Source organism: Rhizobium alarense, assembly GCF_021555155.1.
GTDB lineage: Bacteria > Pseudomonadota > Alphaproteobacteria > Rhizobiales > Rhizobiaceae > Rhizobium_D > Rhizobium_D alarense.
Genome location: NZ_JAKGBU010000019.1, coordinates 43,378 through 63,724, shown reverse-complemented (window position 1 = coordinate 63,724; position 20,347 = coordinate 43,378). Strand labels below are relative to the sequence as shown.

The window sequence follows — 20,347 nt, the reverse complement described above, 5'->3', positions numbered from 1 at the left end:
GGCGGCCACGGCAGCGTTTTGCGGGTTGCGGCCCGTCGCAAACGCATTCGGCTGGTCGCTGTCGATCACATAGACCCGCGGCATGGGCAGGCCGGCATTCGTCGCGAGATCGCGCACGATGCCGTAATATTCCGGCGCGGTGCGTTCATCGACCTCCTTCGCCCCGTACATGGAAAGCACCATGCGGTCGGAATTCCAGTAGGAGAAGAAGTTCATGGCGACGGCCACGAGAAGAGCGATCATCATGCCGCCCTTGCCGCCGATGAGAAGACCGATGCCCATGAACAGCGCCGTCATGAAGGCAAGCAGCATGGCTGTACGAACGATATTCATGGCGATCTGTGCTCCTTGACGACCGGCACCGAAGTGTTTCACGTGAATCAGCGGGTTTTCCGCTCTTCCCTCGCGCCTATATGATGGGTAATCAGGCGGAAGTCTTCAATATCCGAGCGCAACGAGCCCGCAATGCAGAGCGACAACGACAATAGCGAAACGAAGACACGGCGAATTCTCAGCCCCGCCGCCGCGCGGGCGCTGAAGGAAGCCGAAGAACGCCGGAAGGACTTGGCCCCCGCGTCGCCGGCGCCCGAGTTCGGCGGCCGCGGCGGCGCTGACCCGGCCCGTTTCGGCGATTGGGAAATCAACGGCCGCGCCATCGACTTCTAGGCACGACCAAGGCATCCGGTCGGGCAAGCCTTCCGGTTTTGATTTTATTCCTATTGTTTTGGCAACAATTATGGAATAAATTCCTCAAATGCCATCGCGTCGCTGCCTGTTGTCGATATTTGCCTGGTTTCTCGCCGCTGTCCTTCTCGGCGGAACGGGCGCTCGGGCCGGTGAGCGAATCGCCGGGCCTGTCGAGGCGGACATTCTGCGCATCATTGACGGAGATACGCTCCTGGTCTCCGCGAGACCCTGGCCGCAACAGCGCGTCGAAGTCTATGTGCGGCTGCGCGACATCGATACGCCGGAACTGCGCGCCCGCTGCCCGGCGGTGCGGGCAGCGGCGAAAGCCGCGCGTGACCGCCTGGTGTGGATGGCCGGAAAACACGGCCGCGTGACGCTGACGGACATAGAAGGCGACAAGTATTTCGGACGTATCGTTGCCACCGTCGCGTTTGATGGTGGACTGAATCCGGCTCATGATTTGCGCGCAGCCGGATTGGCGGTGTCCTACGACGGAGGCCGCAAGGCGCCCGCATCCTGTTGACCGAGCGCCTGGACAATGTGGCGGGCCCATCATCCTGGGCCCGCCGAAGGCGGTCAGCCGGCAGCCTTGTTCTGGCGGTTGGCGATGAGATCGTCGACAACCGCGGGATCGGCCAGCGTCGACGTATCGCCGAGCGCGCCGAAATCGTCCTCCGCGATCTTGCGAAGAATCCGGCGCATGATCTTGCCGGAGCGCGTCTTCGGCAGGCCCGGCGCGAACTGGATCTTGTCGGGTGTCGCGATCGGTCCGATCTCCTTTCGCACGTGCTTGACCAGATCCTGGCGCAGCTCGTCGCTGCCCGTTTCGCCGGCCATCAGCGACACGTAGCAATAGATGCCCTGACCCTTGAGGCTGTGCGGATAGCCGACGACCGCGGCCTCCGAGACGAGGTGGTGCGACACGAGCGCCGATTCGATTTCCGCCGTGCCGAGACGGTGGCCCGAGATGTTCAGCACGTCGTCGACGCGCCCGGTGATCCAGTAATAGCCATCCTCGTCCCGCCGGCAGCCATCGCCGGTGAAATACGTGCCCTTGTAGGTGGAGAAATAGGTCTCGATGAAGCGCTTGTGATCGCCGTAGACCGTGCGCATCTGCCCGGGCCAGCTGTCGGCGATGCAGAGGTTGCCGTCGGCGGCTCCTTCCAGCACGTTGCCCTCGTTGTCGACGAGCTGCGGCTTCACGCCGAAGAAGGGTCGCGTCGCGGAGCCCGGCTTGAGGTCAGTGGCGCCGGGGAGGGGGGTGATCAGGATGCCGCCGGTTTCCGTCTGCCACCAGGTGTCGACGATGGGCGAGCGTCCCTCGCCGACTGTGTGATAGTACCATTCCCAGGCTTCCGGGTTGATCGGCTCGCCGACCGATCCGAGCAGGCGCAGCGACGAGCGCGAGGACCGTTTCACGAAGGCCTCGCCGGCGCCCATCAGCGCACGGATCGCCGTCGGCGCCGTGTAGAAGGTGTTGACCTTGTGCTTGTCGACCACCTCCCAGAAGCGGCCTGCATCCGGGAAGTTGGGCACGCCTTCGAACATCAACGTCGTCGCGCGGTTCGCGAGCGGCCCGTAGACGATGTAGGAATGGCCGGTGACCCAGCCCACGTCCGCGGTGCACCAGTAGACGTCGCCGTCCTGGTAGTCGAAGACATATTTGTGAGTCATCGACGCATAAACGAGATAGCCGGCCGTCGTGTGCAACACGCCCTTCGGCTTGCCGGTGGAACCCGACGTGTAGAGGATGAAGAGCGGGTCTTCCGCCTTCATCCTGGCCGGCGGGCAATCGCGCGGCACGGTCAGCACTTCCTGATGGTGCCAGATATCGCGGCCCGGCGCCCAGCCCGTCTTGCCGCCGGTGCGGCGCACGACAAGCACCTTGTTGACGATGACATGCTGCTTGGCGGCAATGTCGATCGCCGTGTCGGTGTTTTCCTTGAGCGGGATCGGTTTGCCGCCGCGCACGCCCTCGTCGCATGTGATGACGAAGGTTGATTCGCAGTCGACGATGCGGCCGGCGAGTGCATCGGGCGAAAAGCCGCCGAAGACGACGGAATGGATGGCACCGATGCGCGCGCAGGCGAGCATCGCGTAGGCGGCCTCGGGGATCATCGGCATATAGATCGTGACCCGGTCGCCCTTTTTCACCCCGTGCTTCTTCATGACGTTCGCCATGCGGCAAACATGCTCGTAGAGCTCGTTATAGGTGATCTTCTTGTCGATATACGGGTTGTCGCCTTCCCAGATGATCGCCACCTGGTCGCCATGCGCCTTCAGGTGCCGGTCGATGCAGTTGTAGGAGACATTGGTGACGCCGTCCTCGTACCACTTGATCGAGACGCGCCCTTTGAAAGAGGTGTTCTTGACCTTCGTATAGGGCTTGAACCAGTCGATCCGCATGCCATGTTTGTCCCAGAAGCGCTCCGGGTTCTCGACGCTCTCGCGATACCATTTCTGGTAGGTTTCATTGTCGATCAGGGCACGGTTCTTTGCGGATTTCAGAACCGGATAGGTCTTTGCGGACATCAATTCCTCCTCAGGCACGCAGGCGGGATCATTCCTCCAATCCCGGTGTATGGAGACACTTCATATCAGGTCAAGCCATTCCGGCAATTAGACAAAGGTCATTCGTTGCTTGAAGAATTGCATTTCTGCGACAGTGGCGTTATAGAGGGCCGATTTCCCGGAACATAGTGGTTTATACCCACGGCCCGCGACACCGGCGCGGACGGACAGAAGGATTATATCCATGGCTCAACAACTGCTCATGCCGAAGGCGACGGCCGTCTGGCTTGTCGACAACACGGCACTGTCGTTTGACCAGATCGCCCAGTTCTGCAAGCTGCACCCGCTCGAGGTGAAGGCGATTGCCGACGGCGAATCGGCGCAGGGCATCAAGGGCCTCGACCCGATTGCCACCGGTCAGCTTTCCCGCGATGAGATCGCCCGCGCCGAGAACAACCCGAATCACAAGCTGAAGCTTTCCGAGCCGAAGGTTCGCGTGCCGGAATCCAAGCGCAAGGGCCCCCGCTATACGCCGGTTTCCAAACGTCAGGATCGCCCGAACGCCATTCTCTGGCTGGTGCGCAACCATCCGGAACTGAAGGACGCGCAGATCTCGCGTCTCGTCGGCACCACCAAGTCGACGATCGAGCAGATCCGCGAGCGCACCCACTGGAACTCTGCCAACTTGACGCCGATGGACCCGGTGACGCTCGGCCTCTGCTCGCAGATCGATCTCGACCTCGAGGTGGAACGGGCCTCGAAGGGCCGGCCGCTGCCGACCGCCGCCGAGCTCGGCGCGACACTGGAATCCGCCCGCGAGACCGAGAAGCTGCCCTACGGCACGGATCCCGAGGAGGAGAAGGAGATCGACGCCGACGCCGTTTTCGCCAAGCTCAAGTCGCTGAAGTCGACCCCCCGGGACGACGAGGACGACGACCAGCGCTTCTGATTGTCACGACGACTCCGATTGCATTGCGAACCGGCCGGAACAATCCGGCCGGTTCACTTTTCAGGAACGGTTCGCAGCGGTGGTCACGCGCCGATATGCCGGTCCAGCAGCGCCGCGGCGATCTCGTCCAGCACCGCGGGATCGTCGATCGTCGCCGGCATCTTCCAGTCCTGGCGGTCGGCGATCTTCTGCATCGTGCCGCGCAGGATCTTGCCGGAGCGCGTCTTCGGCAGGCGTTTCACGCAGATCACGGTCTTGAAGGCGGCAACGGGGCCGATCCGCTCGCGCACCAACGCCACGACTTCCCGCTCGATCCCGGATGATTCACGTGAAACACCGTTGTTCAACACGAGGAAGCCGGCCGGAATCTGCCCCTTGACCGGATCGGCGATGCCGATGACGGCGCATTCGGCAACGTCCGGGTGGCTGGCGCAAACCTCTTCCATGGCGCCTGTCGAAAGGCGGTGACCGGCAACGTTGATGATGTCGTCCGTGCGCGCCATGACGAAGACGTAGCCATCCGCATCGACATAGCCGGCGTCAGCCGTCCGGTAATAGCCCGGAAATTCCGCGAGACATGCTGCGTGGAACCGCTCGTCCGCCTTCCAGAAGGTCGGCAGGCAGCCGGGCGGCAGGGGCAGCCGAACGGCGATATTGCCGAGCGTTCCGGCTCCCACCACATGTCCCGTGTCGTCCAGAACGTGGATGTCGTAGCCCGGCATGGGCACGGTCGGCGAGCCGTGTTTCACGGGCAGCATGCCGAGGCCGACCGGATTGCCGGCGATCGCCCAGCCCGTTTCCGTCTGCCACCAGTGGTCCACGACCGGCACACCGAGCTTTGCTTCCGCCCAGGCGAGCGTATCCGGGTCGGCGCGCTCCCCGGCAAGAAAAAGCGTCCGCAGCGTCGCCACATCGTAGCGGTCGATCTCCCGGCCGTCCGGGTCCTCCTTGCGAATCGCGCGAAAAGCGGTGGGCGCCGTGAACAGCGCCACGGCCTTGTGCTCCGAGATCACCCGCCAGAAAGCACCGGCGTCCGGTGTGCCAACCGGCTTGCCCTCGTAGAGGATCGTCGTGCTGCCGTTTAGCAAGGGTCCGTAGACGATATAGGAATGGCCGACCACCCATCCTATGTCGGAGGCGGTCCAGAAGACCTCGCCCGGGCGGATGTCGTAGAGGTGGCGCATGCTCCAGGCGAGCGCCACGAGATAGCCGCCGGTGTCGCGCACGACGCCTTTCGGCTGCCCCGTCGTCCCCGACGTGTAGAGAATGTAGAGCGGATGGGTCGCGGCAACCGGCACGCAATCCGCCGTCCTGTCCGCCGCCGCCGTCTCCGCGATCAGCGTCTTGAAATCGAAGTCGCGCCCCGGCAGGAGGTCGGCTGCACATTGCGGCCGCTGGAGGACGATGCAGGTTTCCGGTTTGTGTCTGGCAAGCGCGATCGCCGCGTCGAGCAACGGCTTGTAGGCAACGACCCGGCCGGGCTCCAGGCCGCAGCTTGCCGAAACGACGACGCGCGCGGCGGAATCGTCGATGCGTGCCGCCAGCTCGCTCGCCGCGAAGCCACCGAAGACGACGGAGTGAATGGCCCCGATGCGGGCGCAGGCAAGCATGGCGACGACCGCTTCCGGGATCATCGGCATGTAGATGATGACGCGATCCCCGGCCGCAACACCCTTGTCCGCCAGCACGGCCGTGAAGGTGGCGACGCTCTCCAGCATCTCGCTGTAGCTGAATGTCTGTTTCACGCCGGTGACGGGGCTGTCGTAGATCAGCGCCGGTTGATCACCGCGTCCGGCAATGACATGGCGGTCGAGGCAGTTGTAGCAGGCATTGGTGATGCCATCCGGAAACCACCGGCCGTAGATGCCGGCCGCGCCGTCGAAGGCGACGGCCGGATCCTGAAACCACGCAATCGCCAGTGCGGCCTCGCCCCAGAACCGCTGCGGATCCTCCCGCCAGGCCTGGTAGGCCTCGGCATAACCCTTGCTCATCTGTATTCCTCCCGTATGCGTGGCGAGCTCTCCTCCGCCCGCGTTCTCCGGAAAGAATAGGATCGCCCTTCCACGGAGGAAAGCCAGACCAAAGCTGCACAAATCCGCGTCAATTCTGACGACTGTCAAACCGGAGCCCGGCAACGGAGCAAGGCGCTGGCCTGCGGCGGCCAGCGAAGCGGAAGGCGGATCAGCGCGTGCCGAAGATCGCCGAGCCGACGCGCACGCTGGTCGCGCCGAAGGCGATCGCCGTCTCGTAGTCGCCGGACATCCCCATCGACAGCCTCCCGAGCCCGCACGTCGCGGCGAGTTTCGCAAGCAGCGCAAAATGCGGGCCCGGATTTTCGTCCGCCGGCGGAATGCACATCAGGCCCTCGATCGGAAGGGCAAGGTCTTTGCGGCAGAAGGCTACGAAGGCGACCGTGTCGCCCGGCGTGATGCCGGCCTTCTGCGGCTCAAGTCCTGTGTTCACCTGCACGTAGAGCCGCAGCGCCCGCCCTTGCCGCGCCATCTCCGCGGCGAGCGCCCGGGCAATCTTCTCGCGATCGACGGTTTCGATCACCTCGAAGAGCGCCACGGCGTCCGCCGCCTTGTTCGACTGAAGCGGGCCGATCAGGTGCAGTTCGATACCGGACGTCTCCTGCCGAAGCGCCGGCCACTTGCGCTCGGCCTCCTGGACCCGGTTCTCGCCGAAGACGCGCTGGCCTGCGGCCAGTGCCGGACGGATCGCGTCGGCATCGAAGGTCTTGGAGACGGCTACGAGGTCGACGGCGCTCATGGCGCGACCCGCCGCCGCGCTGGCCTTTGCGATACGCGTCCTGACATCGTTCAGACGGTCGACGAGGTCCATGGTTGATCTCCGAAACTTGCAGGTACAGTCCCCACCTGCACCTACCGAACTCGCCCGGCTTTGCCAAGCGCCGGCCGATGGAGGGGCGGATCGACGTGCCGCGCAACGCGCTGCCGCAGCCCTCGAAAACTTGACGCTTCGCTGGTTTCGTGGTGAAGGTCACCCCACATATTCGCATGGGCTTCGCCCCCGCCTGATTCCCGGAACATCATCGACATGGCCATAGAACGTTACAACCCGCGCGACGCCGAACCCCGCTGGCAGCAGATGTGGAACGAACGCGACGTCTTCCTCACGAAGAACGACGATCCGCGCGAGAAATATTATGTGCTCGAGATGTTCCCCTATCCCTCGGGCCGCATCCACATGGGCCATGTGCGCAACTATGCGATGGGCGATGTGGTCGCCCGCTACAAGCGCGCCCGCGGTTACAACGTGCTGCACCCGATGGGCTGGGACGCCTTCGGCATGCCGGCGGAAAACGCCGCGATGGAGCGCGGCGTGCATCCCGGCGCCTGGACCTATCAGAACATCGCCTCGATGAAGGCGCAGCTGAAGGCCATGGGCCTGTCTCTCGACTGGTCGCGCGAATTCGCCACCTGCGACGTCGAGTACTACCATCGCCAGCAGCACCTGTTCCTGGATTTCCTGGAAAAGGGCCTCGTCTACCGCAAGCAGTCGAAGGTCAACTGGGATCCGGTCGACAACACGGTTCTCGCCAACGAGCAGGTGATCGACGGTCGCGGCTGGCGGTCCGGCGCGCTCGTGGAGCAGCGCGACCTGATCCAGTGGTTCTTCAAGATCACCGACTTCAGCGACGATCTGCTCTCCGCCCTCGACACGCTCGACCAGTGGCCGGACAAGGTGCGGCTGATGCAGAAGAACTGGATCGGCCGCTCCGAGGGCCTGTCGGTTCGCTGGGAGATTTCGGACGGCGCCGGGCTGACCGACGCCGCGGAAGTGACGGTCTACACGACCCGCCCCGACACGCTCTTCGGCGCCTCCTTCATCGCCATATCGGCCGATCACCCGCTGGCCCGGGATGCCTCGGCGAAGAACGCCGCCATCGACGCCTTCTGCGAGGATTGCCGACGCGCCGGTACCTCGCTGGCCGCGCTCGAGACCGCGGAGAAAAAGGGCATGGACACCGGCATCCGTGTCCGCCATCCCTTCGACGCGACCTGGCAGCTCCCCGTCTATGTCGCCAATTTCGTGCTGATGGACTATGGCACCGGCGCTATCTTCGGCTGCCCCTCCGGAGACCAGCGCGACCTGGACTTCGCCCGCAAATACGACCTGCCGGTCGTGCCCGTCGTCATGCCGGAGGATGCGGATGCCGCGACCTTCGCGATCGGCGACGAAGCCTATGTCGGCGACGGCGTGATGATCAATTCGCGGTTCCTCGACGGCCTGTCCATCGAGGCGGCGTTCGACGAGGTCGCCAACCGTCTCGGCGGCATCACGATCGGCAACGCGCCGCAGGGCGAGCGCAAGGTGAACTTCCGCCTGCGCGACTGGGGCATCTCGCGCCAGCGCTACTGGGGCTGCCCGATCCCGGTCATCCACTGCGAGGACTGCGGTGTCGTGCCCGTTCCGAAGGCCGACCTGCCGGTCAGGCTGCCGGACGACGTGACCTTCGACAAACCCGGCAACCCGCTCGACCGCCATCCGACGTGGCGCAGCGTTGCCTGCCCGCACTGCGGCAGGGATGCCCGTCGCGAGACGGACACCATGGACACCTTCGTCGATTCCTCCTGGTATTTTGCCCGCTTCACGGCGCCTTGGGAGGATCGGCCGACCGATCCCGCGGCCGCCAACGATTGGCTGCCCGTCGACCAGTATATCGGCGGCATCGAGCACGCGATCCTTCATCTGCTCTATTCGCGCTTCTTCACCCGCGCCATGCAGGTGGCCGGCCACCTGGATCTCAAGGAGCCCTTCAAGGGCCTCTTCACCCAGGGCATGGTCGTGCACGAGACCTACAGCCGCGGAACGGGCGCCCAGCGCGAATGGGTGACCCCGGCGGAAATCCGCATCGACGAGGTCGACGGAACGCGCCGCGCCGTGCATCTGGCGACCGGCGAGGAGATTGCCATCGGCTCGATCGAGAAGATGTCGAAGTCGAAGAAGAATGTCGTCGATCCCGATGACATCATCGCTTCCTACGGCGCCGATACGGCCCGCTTCTTCGTGCTGTCGGATTCCCCGCCGGAGCGCGACGTCATCTGGTCGGAATCAGGCGTCGAAGGGGCGCATCGTTTCGTGCAGCGCGTCTGGCGCCTGGTGGCAGAAGCGGCCCCGGTCCTGCGTGAAACCGGCGCGATGGCAGGCGGGGAGGGAGAAGCGCTCGCCATTTCCCGGATCGCCCACCGGACATTGAAGGCGGTGCAGGCCGACTACGACAAGCTCGCCTTCAACAAGGCGGTCGCCCGCATCTATGAATTCGTCAACGCGCTTGCCGCTCCGCTGGCGGCGACGGCTGCCGGCAAGGCATCGCCGGCGTTCGCCGGCGCCCTGCGCGACGCGGTCGAGATCCTGATCAGCCTCATCGCCCCGATGACGCCGCATCTCGCGGAGGAGTGCTGGCGGGAGATCGGTGGCGAGGGCCTGGTCGCGACGCACGCCTGGCCCGCCTTCGACGAGGCGCTGGTCGCCGAGCTCGAAATCACGCTGCCGGTCCAGATCAACGGCAAGAAGCGGGCGGATTTGACAATTGCCCGCGACGCGGACCAGAGTGCCGTCGAAAATGCCGTACTCGCCCTGGATGCCGTCCAGGCGGTCCTCGCGGGACAGAAACCGCGCAAGATCATCGTCGTACCGCAAAGGATCGTGAATGTTGTCGTCTGACGGGTTTCGGCCGGAAGCGCCCCGGATCGCCTCCTTCCTCCTGGCAATCTCCCTCGTTCTGCCGGGCTGCCAGGTGCGGCCGCTCTATTCCACCGGTTCCGGGGTCGAGCAGGCGCTCGCCTCGGTGGCCATTTCCGAGGCCGACGACCGCGTCGAGCAGCGCGTTCGCAACGAACTGGTCTTTCTCCTCGGCGGCGGCCGTGGCGAGGCGGCGGACTCGCGCTACCGTCTCGATCTTAACGTCACGACACGCAACATCGGCGTGCTGATCGACACTGATACCGATGCGCCCCGCGCCGGCCGCATCGTCGTTGCAGCCGACTACAATCTGACGGAAACCGGTACCGGCGCGACCATTGCCTCCGGCAAGCGGCAGACGGTGGCGCTCGTCGATTTCCCCGTCCAGGAATTCGCCAAGGTGCGCGCCATCCGCGACGCGGAAAACCGCGCGGCGAAGCAGCTCGCCGAGATCGTCCGCGCGCAGGTCGCGCTCGCGCTCGCCGATCGCTAGGCAATGGCCGTCGTCAAGCCGCACGAATTCGACAGCTTCCTGCGGACATCGGCCGCGTCGCTGAGGCTGTTCCTCGTCTATGGCCCCGATCGCGGGCTCGTCTCGGAAAGGGCCGCCCAGCTCGCTGCGGCGAGCAAGGTGCCGCTCGACGATCCATTCTCGACGTTGAAGATCGACGCCGGCGAAATCGGCAGCCATGCCGGCCGCATCCTTGACGAGGTCAACGCCATCGGCCTGTTCGGCGGCGACCGGCTTGTCTGGATCAAGGGCGCGGCCGGCGAAAAGGGTGTGTCCGACGCGCTGGAGCAGCTTGCCGGCGAACCGCCCGATGCGAGCTGGCTCATCGTCGAGGCCGGGGATCTCAAGAAGACCGCCGCTGTGCGCAAGGTGGCCGAGAGTGCCAGATCCGTGGCCGCAATCGCCTGTTATCCGGATGACGAACGGAGCCTCAATGCTCTGATCGATGCCGAACTCGGACGAGAGAGCCTGCGCATAACACCGGAGGCGCGGGCGCGGCTTCTGGAGGTCATCGGTGGCGACCGCATCGCGTCCCGCAACGAGGTGCGCAAGCTGGCGCTTTACTGCCGGGACGAAGGCCGCATCGATGTGCAGCATGTCGACGAGATCATCGGCGATGCGAGCGCGATCTCCGTCGACGAGGCCGTCGATGCGGTGCTGAAAGGCGACAAGGACGGCTTTCTGCATGCGATCCAGAAGATCGTCGCCTCCAAAACGGCGGTCTTCCTTGTTCTCCAGGCGGTGCTGCGGCAGTTCCAGCTGCTGGATCTGATGCGGGCGGAAATGGATGAGAAGCGACTGCCGGCCGGGCAGGTGATGCAAACGCACGGACGGCATCTGCATTTCCGCCGCAAGCCGCTGATCGAGAGTGCATTGCGCGCCTGGGACGCCGCCGGCATACGGCAGGAGCTGGAGCGCCTGACCGGCGCCATCCTGCGCAGCCGCCGACAGGCGGCGCTCGAACCGGCGATCGCCATGCAGACGCTGCTGGCGACGGTGTTGCGATCAGCACGCCGCTGATCCGCGGCGCCACCTATCTCGTCGACGCCTGACCGGGCGCTAGATGCGGTCGGGCGGATTCATCAGGTGAATCCGGCTAAGTATTATCGACGCTCCAGCAGCCGGCAGATTTCCTCGAGCTGATCCAGCGTTTTGTAGGCGATGCGAAGCTGGCCGCCGCCATTCTTGTGGTTGACCGTCACATCGAGGCCGAGGCTGTCGGACAGCGTCCGTTCAAGCGCCAGCGTATCGGCGTCCTTTTCCTCGCGTTGCGACGCCTTCTGGCCGAAGGACGGATCCTGCTGTGCCCGGATGTCGTTCTGGGCAATGCGCTCGGCGTCCCGCACCGACAAGCCCTTGGCAACGATCGACTTTGCCAGCGCGACGGGGTCCGACGTCGGGATAAGCGCGCGGGCGTGACCGGCCGACAGCGCGCCGGACGCCAGCATGTCGCGCACGGCATCCGGCAGCTTCAGCAACCGGAGGCTGTTCGCCACATGGCTCCTGCTCTTGCCGATGATTTCGCCGAGGTCGTTCTGCGTATAGCCATGCTCGGCGATCAGCTGTTCGTAGCCGAGCGCCTCTTCCAGGGGATTGAGGTCCGACCGCTGGACGTTCTCGACGATCGCGATCTCCAGGGCCGTCCGGTCGTCGACGTCGCGAACAATCACCGGTATTTCAACGAATCCGGCTAACTGGGCGGCGCGCCAGCGGCGCTCGCCTGCGATGATCTCGTAGCGGTCCTGGGCGATCGTACGAACCACGACGGGCTGCACGATGCCATGCTGGCGGATCGACGACGCCAGCTCCTGCAATTCCGATTCATCGAAATAGCGCCGCGGGTTGCGCGGATTGCGTCCGACAAATTCGATCGGCACCATGCGGTCGGGATTGACCTTTGCCGCCGCCACCGGGCCGCCGATCGGTTGATCCATCTCGCCGATAAGGGCTGCGAGGCCGCGGCCGAGCCGCCTTTTGCTGTCGTCATTCATGGCGTCAACTCGTATACTGTGTTCAGGCAGCCTTGCGCTGCCGTTCGCGCTGGATAACCTCCGAAGCGAGCTGCAGATAGGCCTGGCTGCCGGCGCATTTGAGATCATAGAGGATGGCCGGCTTGCCGTAGGACGGCGCCTCCGAAACGCGAACGTTGCGCGGAATCAACGTGTGGTAGACCTTGTCGCCGAGATGCGTGCGCACGTCGTTCACAACCTGCTGCGCGAGATTGTTGCGTGAATCAAACATCGTCAACACGATCCCCTGGATGTCGAGCGTCGGATTCACCGAACGGCGGATCTGGTCGACGGTTTCCAGCAATTGGCTCAGCCCCTCGAGCGCGAAGAACTCGCATTGCAGCGGCACAAGGACCGAGTGGGCCGCCGCCATCGCGTTCATCGTCAGAAGATTGAACGACGGCGGGCAATCGACGAGCACGTAAGAGTAAAAAGACGCGTCGGCGGCCGACAAGGCCCGCTTCAACCGGAAGACGCGATCGGCTTCGCTGGCGATGACCATCTCGATGCCGAGCAGGTCCATCGTAGAGGGCACGATGGAGAGATTCGGCACGGCCGTATTAAGGACCATGTCGGCAACGCCGTGGCTTCCCATCAGAAGGTCGTAGGACGACAGCTTGCGGTCACGGCGGTCGATGCCAAGCCCCGTGCTGGCATTGCCCTGCGGATCGAGATCGACGATCAGGACACGTTCACCGATGGCGGCGAGCGCGGTCGCGAGGTTGATGGCAGTCGTCGTCTTTCCGACGCCACCCTTCTGATTTGCGATTGTAATGATCCGGTTCATCGGCGATCCGTCGTCAAAGCTCCGCGGGAGCGAGATTCGTTATCTCAAGCACCACGGAATCAGGCTCCACGATGCTTCGATGTTCTAACAGATCAAATGTCCAGCGACCACGGGCTTTCGCGACTTCCGAGCGGTAATCCCGGCCTTTGTGGAAGAACGCCCGGCATTCGGTCGACCGCGCCATCCAGGGTTGGCTGAACTCCAGCAGCAGGGAGAGGTCCGCGAGCGCGCGCGCCGAGATGGCGTCGCAAACTGTTATGGATTTCTGCGCGTCTTCGATCCGACAGGCATGAACCATGGCCGGCGCCCCGGTTTCCCGGGCCGCCTGACGCAGAAAGGCCGCCTTCTTGTTGTTGCTTTCGACCAGGTCGACCCACCCGCCGCCGGCTTCTCCAAGCAGGATGGCCGTAACCATGCCGGGAAAGCCGCCGCCGCTGCCGAGATCGATCCATCGTTTCGGGCCCGGAAACAATCCGTATATCTGCGCGCTGTCAACGATATGACGGTTCCACAGATCATCGAGCGTGGACGGTGCGACGAGATTGATGGATTTTGCCCACCGCCGGAACAGTTCGGCAAAGATCGCCAGACGCTCGTTGGTTTCACGTGAAACGTGGTCAAGCCGCAAGACCGTCTCCATCCATGTCTAGACCGCCGTCGACAGCAAGGCCGGCGAATGAGAGCCCCGCTTGCGAAGCACGGCCAGCAACAAAGAAATAGCAGCCGGAGTCATGCCGTCGACCGCTGCCGCACGTGCAACGTTCGGAGGCCGTGCCGCAGTGAGCTTCTGGCGAAGTTCGATCGAAAGACCGCTCAGCGCATGAAAGTCGAAGTCGTCCGGTATTCTGCGTGCTTCCTCGCGCCGAACATCGGCGATGTCGCTTGCCTGACGATCCAGATAGACCGCATAACGCGCTTCAATTTCCAGCGCCTCCCGGGCGCGGCCGCCGAGCGCCCTGAGCTCCGGCCACACAGCGGCCAGACGAACGAGATCGATATCCGGGTGCGACAGCAACTCATAGGCACTGCGCCGTTGTCCATCGAGATTGAGGCGGAACCCGAACGACGCAGCCTCGTTTGGCGTCATCATTCGCGTCTGCAGCAGCTCGCGACCGGCGTCCATCTCCGTCATCCAGTCGCCAAACTTGTGCATACGCGCCGACTGCACCAGATCCAGCGTCGCGCCGAGTGACGTCAGACGAACATCTGCATTGTCCGCGCGCAACGACAGCCGATATTCAGCGCGGGAGGTAAACATCCGGTATGGTTCCGTGATGCCGCGCGACGTCAGGTCATCGATCATGACGCCGATGTAGCTGTCGGTTCGACTGAAGACGTGCGGGGGCAAGTCCCCGCACAGCCGCGCCGCATTGAGGCCCGCCACAATGCCTTGCGCGGCCGCTTCTTCATAACCGGTCGTGCCATTGATCTGGCCGGCCAGAAACAGCCCGGGAATCCTCTTTACCGCCAGTCCGCCGGTCAGTTCACGCGGATCGACATGATCATATTCGATGGCGTAACCGGGTTGAAGAATTCGAACGGTCTCAAGTCCGGGGATGGTCCGGATAAAGGCCTCCTGGACGTCCTCCGGAAGCGACGTCGAAATGCCGTTCGGATAGACGGTGTCGTCGTCCAGTCCCTCCGGTTCGAGGAATATCTGATGTCCGTCCCTCTCGCCGAATCGCGTGATCTTGTCCTCTATCGACGGGCAGTAGCGGGGACCGACGCCTTCGATCTGCCCCGAATACATCGCCGACCGCCCAATATTCTGCTCGATGATCCGATGAGTCGCCATCGTGGTGCGCGTCACGCCGCATTCGATCTGCGGGACAAGGATTCGGTCTGTCATGAACGAAAACGGCACCGGCTCGTCATCGGCCGCCTGGCGGCCAACGGCCTGCCAATCGATCGTGCGTCCGTCGAGACGCGCGGGGGTCCCGGTCTTGAGGCGGCCCAGCCGCAGGCCGGCACGCTCCAACGTTGCCGACAAACCGAGCGACGGCTGCTCCCCGACGCGGCCGGCCGGGATTTTTCGGTCGCCGATGTGGATCAGCCCGCGAAGAAAGGTTCCAGTGGTCAAAACAACAGCGCCACAAGCCAGCCGACGGCCATCCGCAGTCAGCACGCCGCACACCGCGCCCTGCTGTAGGACGAGATCCGCCGCGTCTCCCTCAACCACATCCAGATTGTCGGTCGCCAGGACGACTTCCTGCATGGCACGGCGATAGAGCTTGCGGTCCGCCTGTGTGCGCGGTCCGCGCACCGCCGGTCCCTTCCGGCGATTGAGCATTCGAAACTGAATGCCCGCCGTATCGGCCACCCGCCCCATAAGGCCGTCGAGCGCGTCGACCTCACGCACCAGATGGCCCTTGCCGAGACCTCCGATAGCCGGGTTGCAGGACATCACGCCGATCGTGTCCCGTCGATGCGTCAGCAATACGGTTCTCGCCCCGATGCGTGCAGCTGCGGATGCTGCCTCCACACCGGCATGGCCACCGCCGATGACAACCACGTCGTATTTCATGTCACTCCTATCCCAGGAATCGTTTCACGTGAAACATCGCACCAGACTCGCCAGACGTGCATTGTTGTTTCACGTGAATCACTTACCGATGCAGAACTCCGAAAAGATCACGTCCAGAAGGTCTTCAACATCCACGCGGCCGGTCAATCGGCCAAGCGCATCCGTCGCGCGCCGAAGATGTTCCGCCGCCAGGTCCAGTCCCTGGCGGCGCACGACATCCGCCGCGCCGATCTCCCGAACAACGTCCGCAAGGCACGCCATGTGCCGCCGTCGCGTCGGCAAAGCCATGGCATGGCCATCTGCAGCCGCGGGCAGCCGGACGCGCAGAGCGGCCAACAAATCCTCCATACCATAGCCGGTATGCACCGAAATAGCGAGGTCCGCCCAGTCCGGTCGACCTCCTTGCACACCGCCATCCGCCTTGCTGAACACCCGCAGCGTCTCCCGTCCCGGCCCGGTGCTCAGCGTCGGTCCGGACCAATCATCCGAAAGTTCAATTACCAGGTCCGCCTCGGCAATGGCCGTGCGTGCCCGACGAATGCCTTCGCGCTCCACCGGTTCTTCCGTTTCCCGCAAACCCGCCGTGTCCGTCAATCGCACCAGATAGCCGGCCAGATCGAGGTCGACACTGATCAGATCCCTGGTCGTGCCCGGGATATCCGTTACAATCGCAATATCCCTTCCTGATAAGTAGTTTATTAAACTTGATTTTCCGGAATTTGGCGCACCGGCGACGACGATGCGGAGGCCATCCCGGATGACTTCTCCGACGGTACCCGCCACGACATGCGCGTCGATCTCGGTCGTCAGCTGCGCCAGGTCAGTCCATATCGTATCCGAAACGGATCCGGGAATATCCTCCTCGTCGGCGAAATCCAATTCCGCCTCGATCATCGCCCGCGCATGGACAAGCCGCCTTGCCCAAACGCCATAGAGCGCGGACAGTGCGCCGGTCGCATGTTCCACCGCAAGTCGCCGCTGCATCTCGGTCTCGGCAGCCAGCAGGTCCGCCAGACCTTCCACCTCCACCAGGTCAAGCTTGCCGTTGTGAAAGGCCCGGCGGGTGAACTCACCGGCCTCCGCTTCCCGAAACCCGTCGAATGACCCGAGCGCATCCAGCACCGCCTTCACCGACGCCCGACCGCCATGCACCTGCAATTCGGCGCAATCCTCGCCGGTGAAGGAATGCGGGCCGGCGAAGAACAGAACCAGCGCACGATCGAGCAGAAGGTCGTTTCGATTGTGAATCGATCGCAGCGCCGCGGTTCGCGCCCGCGGGACCGAACCGGTCAGTCCGGTAAGCGCCTCCCGGCAGCCCGCGCCGCTGATCCGAATGACGGCGACGCCCGATGGCAGGCCGCCGCTCGACAGCGCGAAAATGGTATCGCTGCGTTCCCGTGTCATCCGTTCGGTCCGATGGTTGCTCCAGGCCATGATTTCGCCGCCTCGCCTCCAACGGAAATCCCGCGGTCACAATCGTGCCGCGGGATCATGGGTCGAATCCGGCTATCGAAATATCAGGTGTTCATCGACTCGAAGAAGTCGCCATTGGTCTTCGTCTGCTTCAGCTTGTCGATGAGGAATTCGATTGCGTCGGTGGTGCCCATCGGCGACAGAATCCGGCGAAGAACAAAGATCTTCTGCAGGTCCTGGCGCGGCACGAGCAGGTCTTCCTTGCGCGTGCCGGACTTCAGAATGTCCATTGCCGGGAAGATGCGCTTGTCCGCCACCTTCCGGTCGAGCACGATTTCCGAGTTGCCGGTCCCCTTGAACTCCTCGAAGATCACCTCGTCCATGCGGCTGCCGGTATCGATCAGCGCCGTCGCGATGATCGTCAGCGAGCCGCCTTCCTCGATGTTGCGCGCCGCGCCGAAGAAGCGTTTGGGTCGCTGCAGGGCATTGGCGTCGACGCCGCCTGTCAGGACCTTGCCGGATGACGGGACAACCGTGTTGTAGGCCCGTCCGAGACGGGTGATCGAATCGAGCAGGATGACGACGTCACGGCCGTGCTCGACAAGACGTTTCGCCTTCTCGATGACCATTTCGGCGACCTGGACGTGGCGCGTGGCCGGTTCGTCGAAGGTCGACGACACGACCTCGCCCTTCACCGAACGCTGCATGTCGGTCACTTCCTCGGGCCGCTCGTCGATGAGCAGCACGATGAGATAACATTCCGGGTGATTTGCGGTGATCGAATGCGCGATGTTCTGGAGCAGAACCGTCTTGCCGGTGCGCGGCGGCGCGACGATGAGCCCGCGCTGGCCCTTGCCGAGCGGCGCGACAAGATCGATGACGCGCGGCGAGAGATCTTTCGACGTCGGGATTTCGAGCTCCATCTTGAACCGCTCATTCGGGTAGAGCGGCGTCAGGTTGTCGAAATGCACCTTGTGGCGAATCTTTTCCGGGTCGTCGAAATTGATTGTGTTGACCTTGAGCAGCGCGAAATAGCGCTCGCCTTCCTTCGGTCCGCGGATCGGTCCTTCCACGGTGTCGCCCGTCTTCAGCGAAAAGCGGCGGATCTGGGACGGCGAAATGTAGATGTCGTCCGGACCTGGAAGGTAGTTCGCATTGGCCGAGCGCAGGAAGCCAAAACCGTCCTGAAGCACCTCCACGACACCTTCACCGATGATCTCGATCTCCTGCGTCGCCAGCATCTTCAGGATCGCGAACATCAGTTCCTGCTTGCGCATGGTGCTGGCGTTCTCGACCTCGAGGGATTCGGCAAAGGCGAGAAGATCGGTGGGAGTCTTGTTCTTGAGTTCTTGTAGCTTCATTTCAGCCATGAAGAGACCATGCGGGATAAGGGATGGGAACGGAGGCGTGCGGGTCAAGACCAAACTGCGCCAGAGGGCAGTTTCTGAGCGAATACACATGCCGTGAAGAAGAGATGCGCGGAAAATAGCGACTAAGGCCGGACACCGCAAGGCCCTCCTGCAAAATCAGCTAATTTATGCGTCCGGCCATCGGCTGCCCCTAGATCGGCTTCACGACCGCAAGGATGACGATCGCAATCATCAACAGGGCGGGGACTTCGTTCCAGAGCCGCCATTGCCGCCCCGTCCTGCGGTTTGCATCGGCCGCGAAGGCCCGAACAGCGCGCCCGAAATGCACATGCACCACCGTCAGCGCTACGACGCACCCAAGCTTGGCATGCAGCCAACCCCCGTGAAAGCCGTAGACGGTCCAGGCAAGGTAGAGGCCGAGAAGCCATGCGAGCATCATGGCCGGCGTCATGATGACCCGATAGAGCCGCTGCTCCATCACCTTGAAGGTCTCGGACGCAGGCGAACCCGGCGCATGGTCCGTGTGGTAGACGAAAAGCCGCGGCAGATAGAGCAGTCCTGCCATCCAGGAGATGACGGCGATGAGATGCAGCGCCTTTGCCCACAGGTAGAGATCGTCCGGCGGCGCGACAAAAAGCCCTGCCGCGACGAGACAGAAGATCGCGACCGCCGTCGCGGCCCGGATCCGTGCCCGGCGTCCCGGGCTCTCGTCCGTTTGCCGCTCCCTCATCGCCCGAAACTCCGCACGCGTTCGACAAGTCGGCCAACCACGTCCGGATCCGCCTGTGGCGTGATCCCATGGCCGAGATTGAAGATCAGCGGCCCGTTTCCGAGGCGATCGAGGATGCGATCGATCCCCTCCGTCAGCGCCGTCCCGCCGGCAACGACGCGCAGCGGATCGAGATTTCCCTGGATCGGACCGTCCTTCTGCAACTCGGCCGCAAACGACAGCGGCACGGTCCAGTCGAGCCCGATGGCATCGGCACCCGTCGCCTGCCTGTAGCCCTTCAGCTGCAGGCCCGCACCCTTCGCGAAGGCGATGATCTTCGCGTCCGGCCTGCGGCTCCGTACCGACTGCACGATGCGGCGAACCGGTCCCGTCGCATAAGCCGCGAATTCATCCTCGCCGAGCACGCCGGCCCAGCTGTCGAAGATCTGCACGGCGTCAGCGCCCGCCTCCAGTTGCGCAACCAGGTAGTCGGCGGAAAGGTCCGCGATAAGATCCAAGAGCTTCGCAAAAGCCACCGGCTCGCGATAGGCGAACAGCCGCGCCGGGGCCTGGTCGGGCGTTCCCCGGCCGGCGATCATGTAGGTCGCGATGGTCCAGGGCGCACCGCAGAAACCGAGCAGCGTCGTCTCCGCCGGCAAGGCGCGCCGCAGTCGCCGCACGGTCTCGAACACCGGTGCCAGATGATCCAGCATCCCGGAACCGTCCAGTTTGCCGATCTCCTCGCTTGCCAGCGGATCGAGCCGCGGGCCTTCGCCCTCCTCGAAGCGCACGTTCCGACCCAGCGCATCCGGTATCACCAGAATGTCGGAAAAGAGGATGGCGGCGTCGAAGCCGTAACGCCGGATCGGCTGTAGCGTCACTTCCACCGCATGGTCCGGCGAATAGCAGAGATCGAGGAAACTGCCGGCCGTCCGCCGTGTTTCGCGATATTCCGGAAGATAACGCCCCGCCTGCCGCATCAGCCAGAGGGGTGGTGGAGTGACGGTTTTACCATTCAAAACCTGAAGGAGCGAGCGATTTTCGGCAATCGGCACCATCGTTTCCAATCTAAAAGAAGAGATTTTAAAAGGGTTTCTATTTCTTAGAGTCGGTGACTATCAAGGATTAAATCCCGTCCACAGACGAGCTGCTCCGATGGCGTTTTTCTCCT

The 20,347-nt window shown here is 63.6% G+C and carries 18 protein-coding genes; 6 read left to right on the top strand and 12 right to left on the bottom strand.

The genetic code is table 11. The annotated features are described in order from the left end of the window. Positions 1-333, bottom strand: a 333-nt coding sequence (locus LXM94_RS08380; RefSeq protein WP_235770717.1) for a M48 family metalloprotease, incomplete at its 3' end; no start/stop codon positions are given. A 132-nt stretch (positions 334-465) separates the two neighbouring features. On the opposite strand from LXM94_RS08380, the gene LXM94_RS08375 reads away from it, so the two are divergent. Both LXM94_RS08375 and LXM94_RS08370 read left to right on the top strand, forming a co-directional pair. After that, positions 466-666, top strand: coding sequence for a DUF1674 domain-containing protein (locus LXM94_RS08375; RefSeq protein ID WP_235770716.1), 201 nt, complete (start codon positions 466-468; stop codon positions 664-666). A 277-nt stretch (positions 667-943) separates the two neighbouring features. Then, complete coding sequence (locus LXM94_RS08370; RefSeq protein ID WP_235770715.1) at positions 944-1,210, top strand: thermonuclease family protein; 267 nt, start codon at positions 944-946, stop codon at positions 1,208-1,210. 53 nt (positions 1,211-1,263) lie between these two features. Here the strand turns inward: LXM94_RS08370 and acs are convergent, their stop codons facing one another. Further along, positions 1,264-3,219: an acetate--CoA ligase gene (acs, locus tag LXM94_RS08365; protein ID WP_235770714.1), complete on the bottom strand. Its 1,956-nt coding sequence runs from the start codon at positions 3,217-3,219 to the stop codon at positions 1,264-1,266. A gap of 223 nt (positions 3,220-3,442) precedes the next feature. Here acs and LXM94_RS08360 point away from each other — a divergent pair, with 223 nt between their 5' ends. After that, a complete protein-coding gene (locus LXM94_RS08360; RefSeq protein ID WP_235770713.1) occupies positions 3,443-4,147 on the top strand; it encodes a DUF1013 domain-containing protein in 705 nt (234 codons plus the stop codon). A gap of 83 nt (positions 4,148-4,230) precedes the next feature. Here the strand turns inward: LXM94_RS08360 and LXM94_RS08355 are convergent, their stop codons facing one another. Together LXM94_RS08355 and LXM94_RS08350 are read right to left on the bottom strand one after the other, a co-directional pair. Beyond that, complete coding sequence (locus LXM94_RS08355; RefSeq protein ID WP_235770712.1) at positions 4,231-6,138, bottom strand: propionyl-CoA synthetase; 1,908 nt, start codon at positions 6,136-6,138, stop codon at positions 4,231-4,233. Between the two features lie 190 nt (positions 6,139-6,328). Continuing rightward, a complete protein-coding gene (locus LXM94_RS08350; protein WP_235770711.1) occupies positions 6,329-6,988 on the bottom strand; it encodes a YggS family pyridoxal phosphate-dependent enzyme in 660 nt (219 codons plus the stop codon). 216 nt (positions 6,989-7,204) lie between these two features. Here LXM94_RS08350 and leuS point away from each other — a divergent pair, with 216 nt between their 5' ends. From leuS to holA, 3 genes are read left to right on the top strand one after another with little or no spacing between them, the layout of a single operon-like run. Further along, entirely contained in the window at positions 7,205-9,835 is a 2,631-nt protein-coding gene (gene leuS / locus LXM94_RS08345; protein ID WP_235770710.1) for a leucine--tRNA ligase, read from the top strand. Continuing rightward, a complete protein-coding gene (lptE, locus tag LXM94_RS08340; RefSeq protein ID WP_235770709.1) occupies positions 9,822-10,346 on the top strand; it encodes an LPS assembly lipoprotein LptE in 525 nt (174 codons plus the stop codon). The genes leuS and lptE overlap by 14 nt, the downstream gene beginning before the upstream one ends. Before the next feature lie 3 nt (positions 10,347-10,349). Next, positions 10,350-11,384, top strand: a complete 1,035-nt coding sequence (gene holA, locus LXM94_RS08335; protein WP_235770708.1) for a DNA polymerase III subunit delta — start codon at positions 10,350-10,352, stop codon at positions 11,382-11,384. Between the two features lie 83 nt (positions 11,385-11,467). On the opposite strand, the gene LXM94_RS08330 is transcribed toward holA, so the two are convergent. From LXM94_RS08330 to hemE, 8 genes are all read right to left on the bottom strand, one after another. Further along, positions 11,468-12,355, bottom strand: coding sequence for a ParB/RepB/Spo0J family partition protein (locus tag LXM94_RS08330; RefSeq protein ID WP_235770706.1), 888 nt, complete (start codon positions 12,353-12,355; stop codon positions 11,468-11,470). 22 nt (positions 12,356-12,377) lie between these two features. After that, the gene (locus tag LXM94_RS08325) at positions 12,378-13,160 is read right to left on the bottom strand and encodes a ParA family protein (RefSeq protein ID WP_235770705.1); all 783 of its coding nucleotides are present in this window, start codon (positions 13,158-13,160) and stop codon (positions 12,378-12,380) included. Positions 13,161-13,173: 13 nt separating this feature from the next. Next, positions 13,174-13,788, bottom strand: coding sequence for a 16S rRNA (guanine(527)-N(7))-methyltransferase RsmG (gene rsmG / locus LXM94_RS08320; RefSeq protein WP_235770703.1), 615 nt, complete (start codon positions 13,786-13,788; stop codon positions 13,174-13,176). An 18-nt stretch (positions 13,789-13,806) separates the two neighbouring features. After that, the gene (mnmG, locus tag LXM94_RS08315) at positions 13,807-15,684 is read right to left on the bottom strand and encodes a tRNA uridine-5-carboxymethylaminomethyl(34) synthesis enzyme MnmG (RefSeq protein WP_235770701.1); all 1,878 of its coding nucleotides are present in this window, start codon (positions 15,682-15,684) and stop codon (positions 13,807-13,809) included. Between the two features lie 78 nt (positions 15,685-15,762). Next, positions 15,763-17,118, bottom strand: a complete 1,356-nt coding sequence (mnmE, locus tag LXM94_RS08310; RefSeq protein WP_235770700.1) for a tRNA uridine-5-carboxymethylaminomethyl(34) synthesis GTPase MnmE — start codon at positions 17,116-17,118, stop codon at positions 15,763-15,765. An 83-nt stretch (positions 17,119-17,201) separates the two neighbouring features. Next, positions 17,202-18,467 (bottom strand): transcription termination factor Rho, encoded by a 1,266-nt coding sequence (gene rho, locus LXM94_RS08305; protein WP_235770699.1) that lies wholly within the window; start codon positions 18,465-18,467, stop codon positions 17,202-17,204. Between the two features lie 190 nt (positions 18,468-18,657). Next, complete coding sequence (hemJ, locus tag LXM94_RS08300; protein WP_235770698.1) at positions 18,658-19,197, bottom strand: protoporphyrinogen oxidase HemJ; 540 nt, start codon at positions 19,195-19,197, stop codon at positions 18,658-18,660. After that, positions 19,194-20,225 (bottom strand): uroporphyrinogen decarboxylase, encoded by a 1,032-nt coding sequence (hemE, locus tag LXM94_RS08295; protein ID WP_235770721.1) that lies wholly within the window; start codon positions 20,223-20,225, stop codon positions 19,194-19,196. The genes hemJ and hemE overlap by 4 nt, the downstream gene beginning before the upstream one ends. Positions 20,226-20,347: the final 122 nt, after the last annotated feature.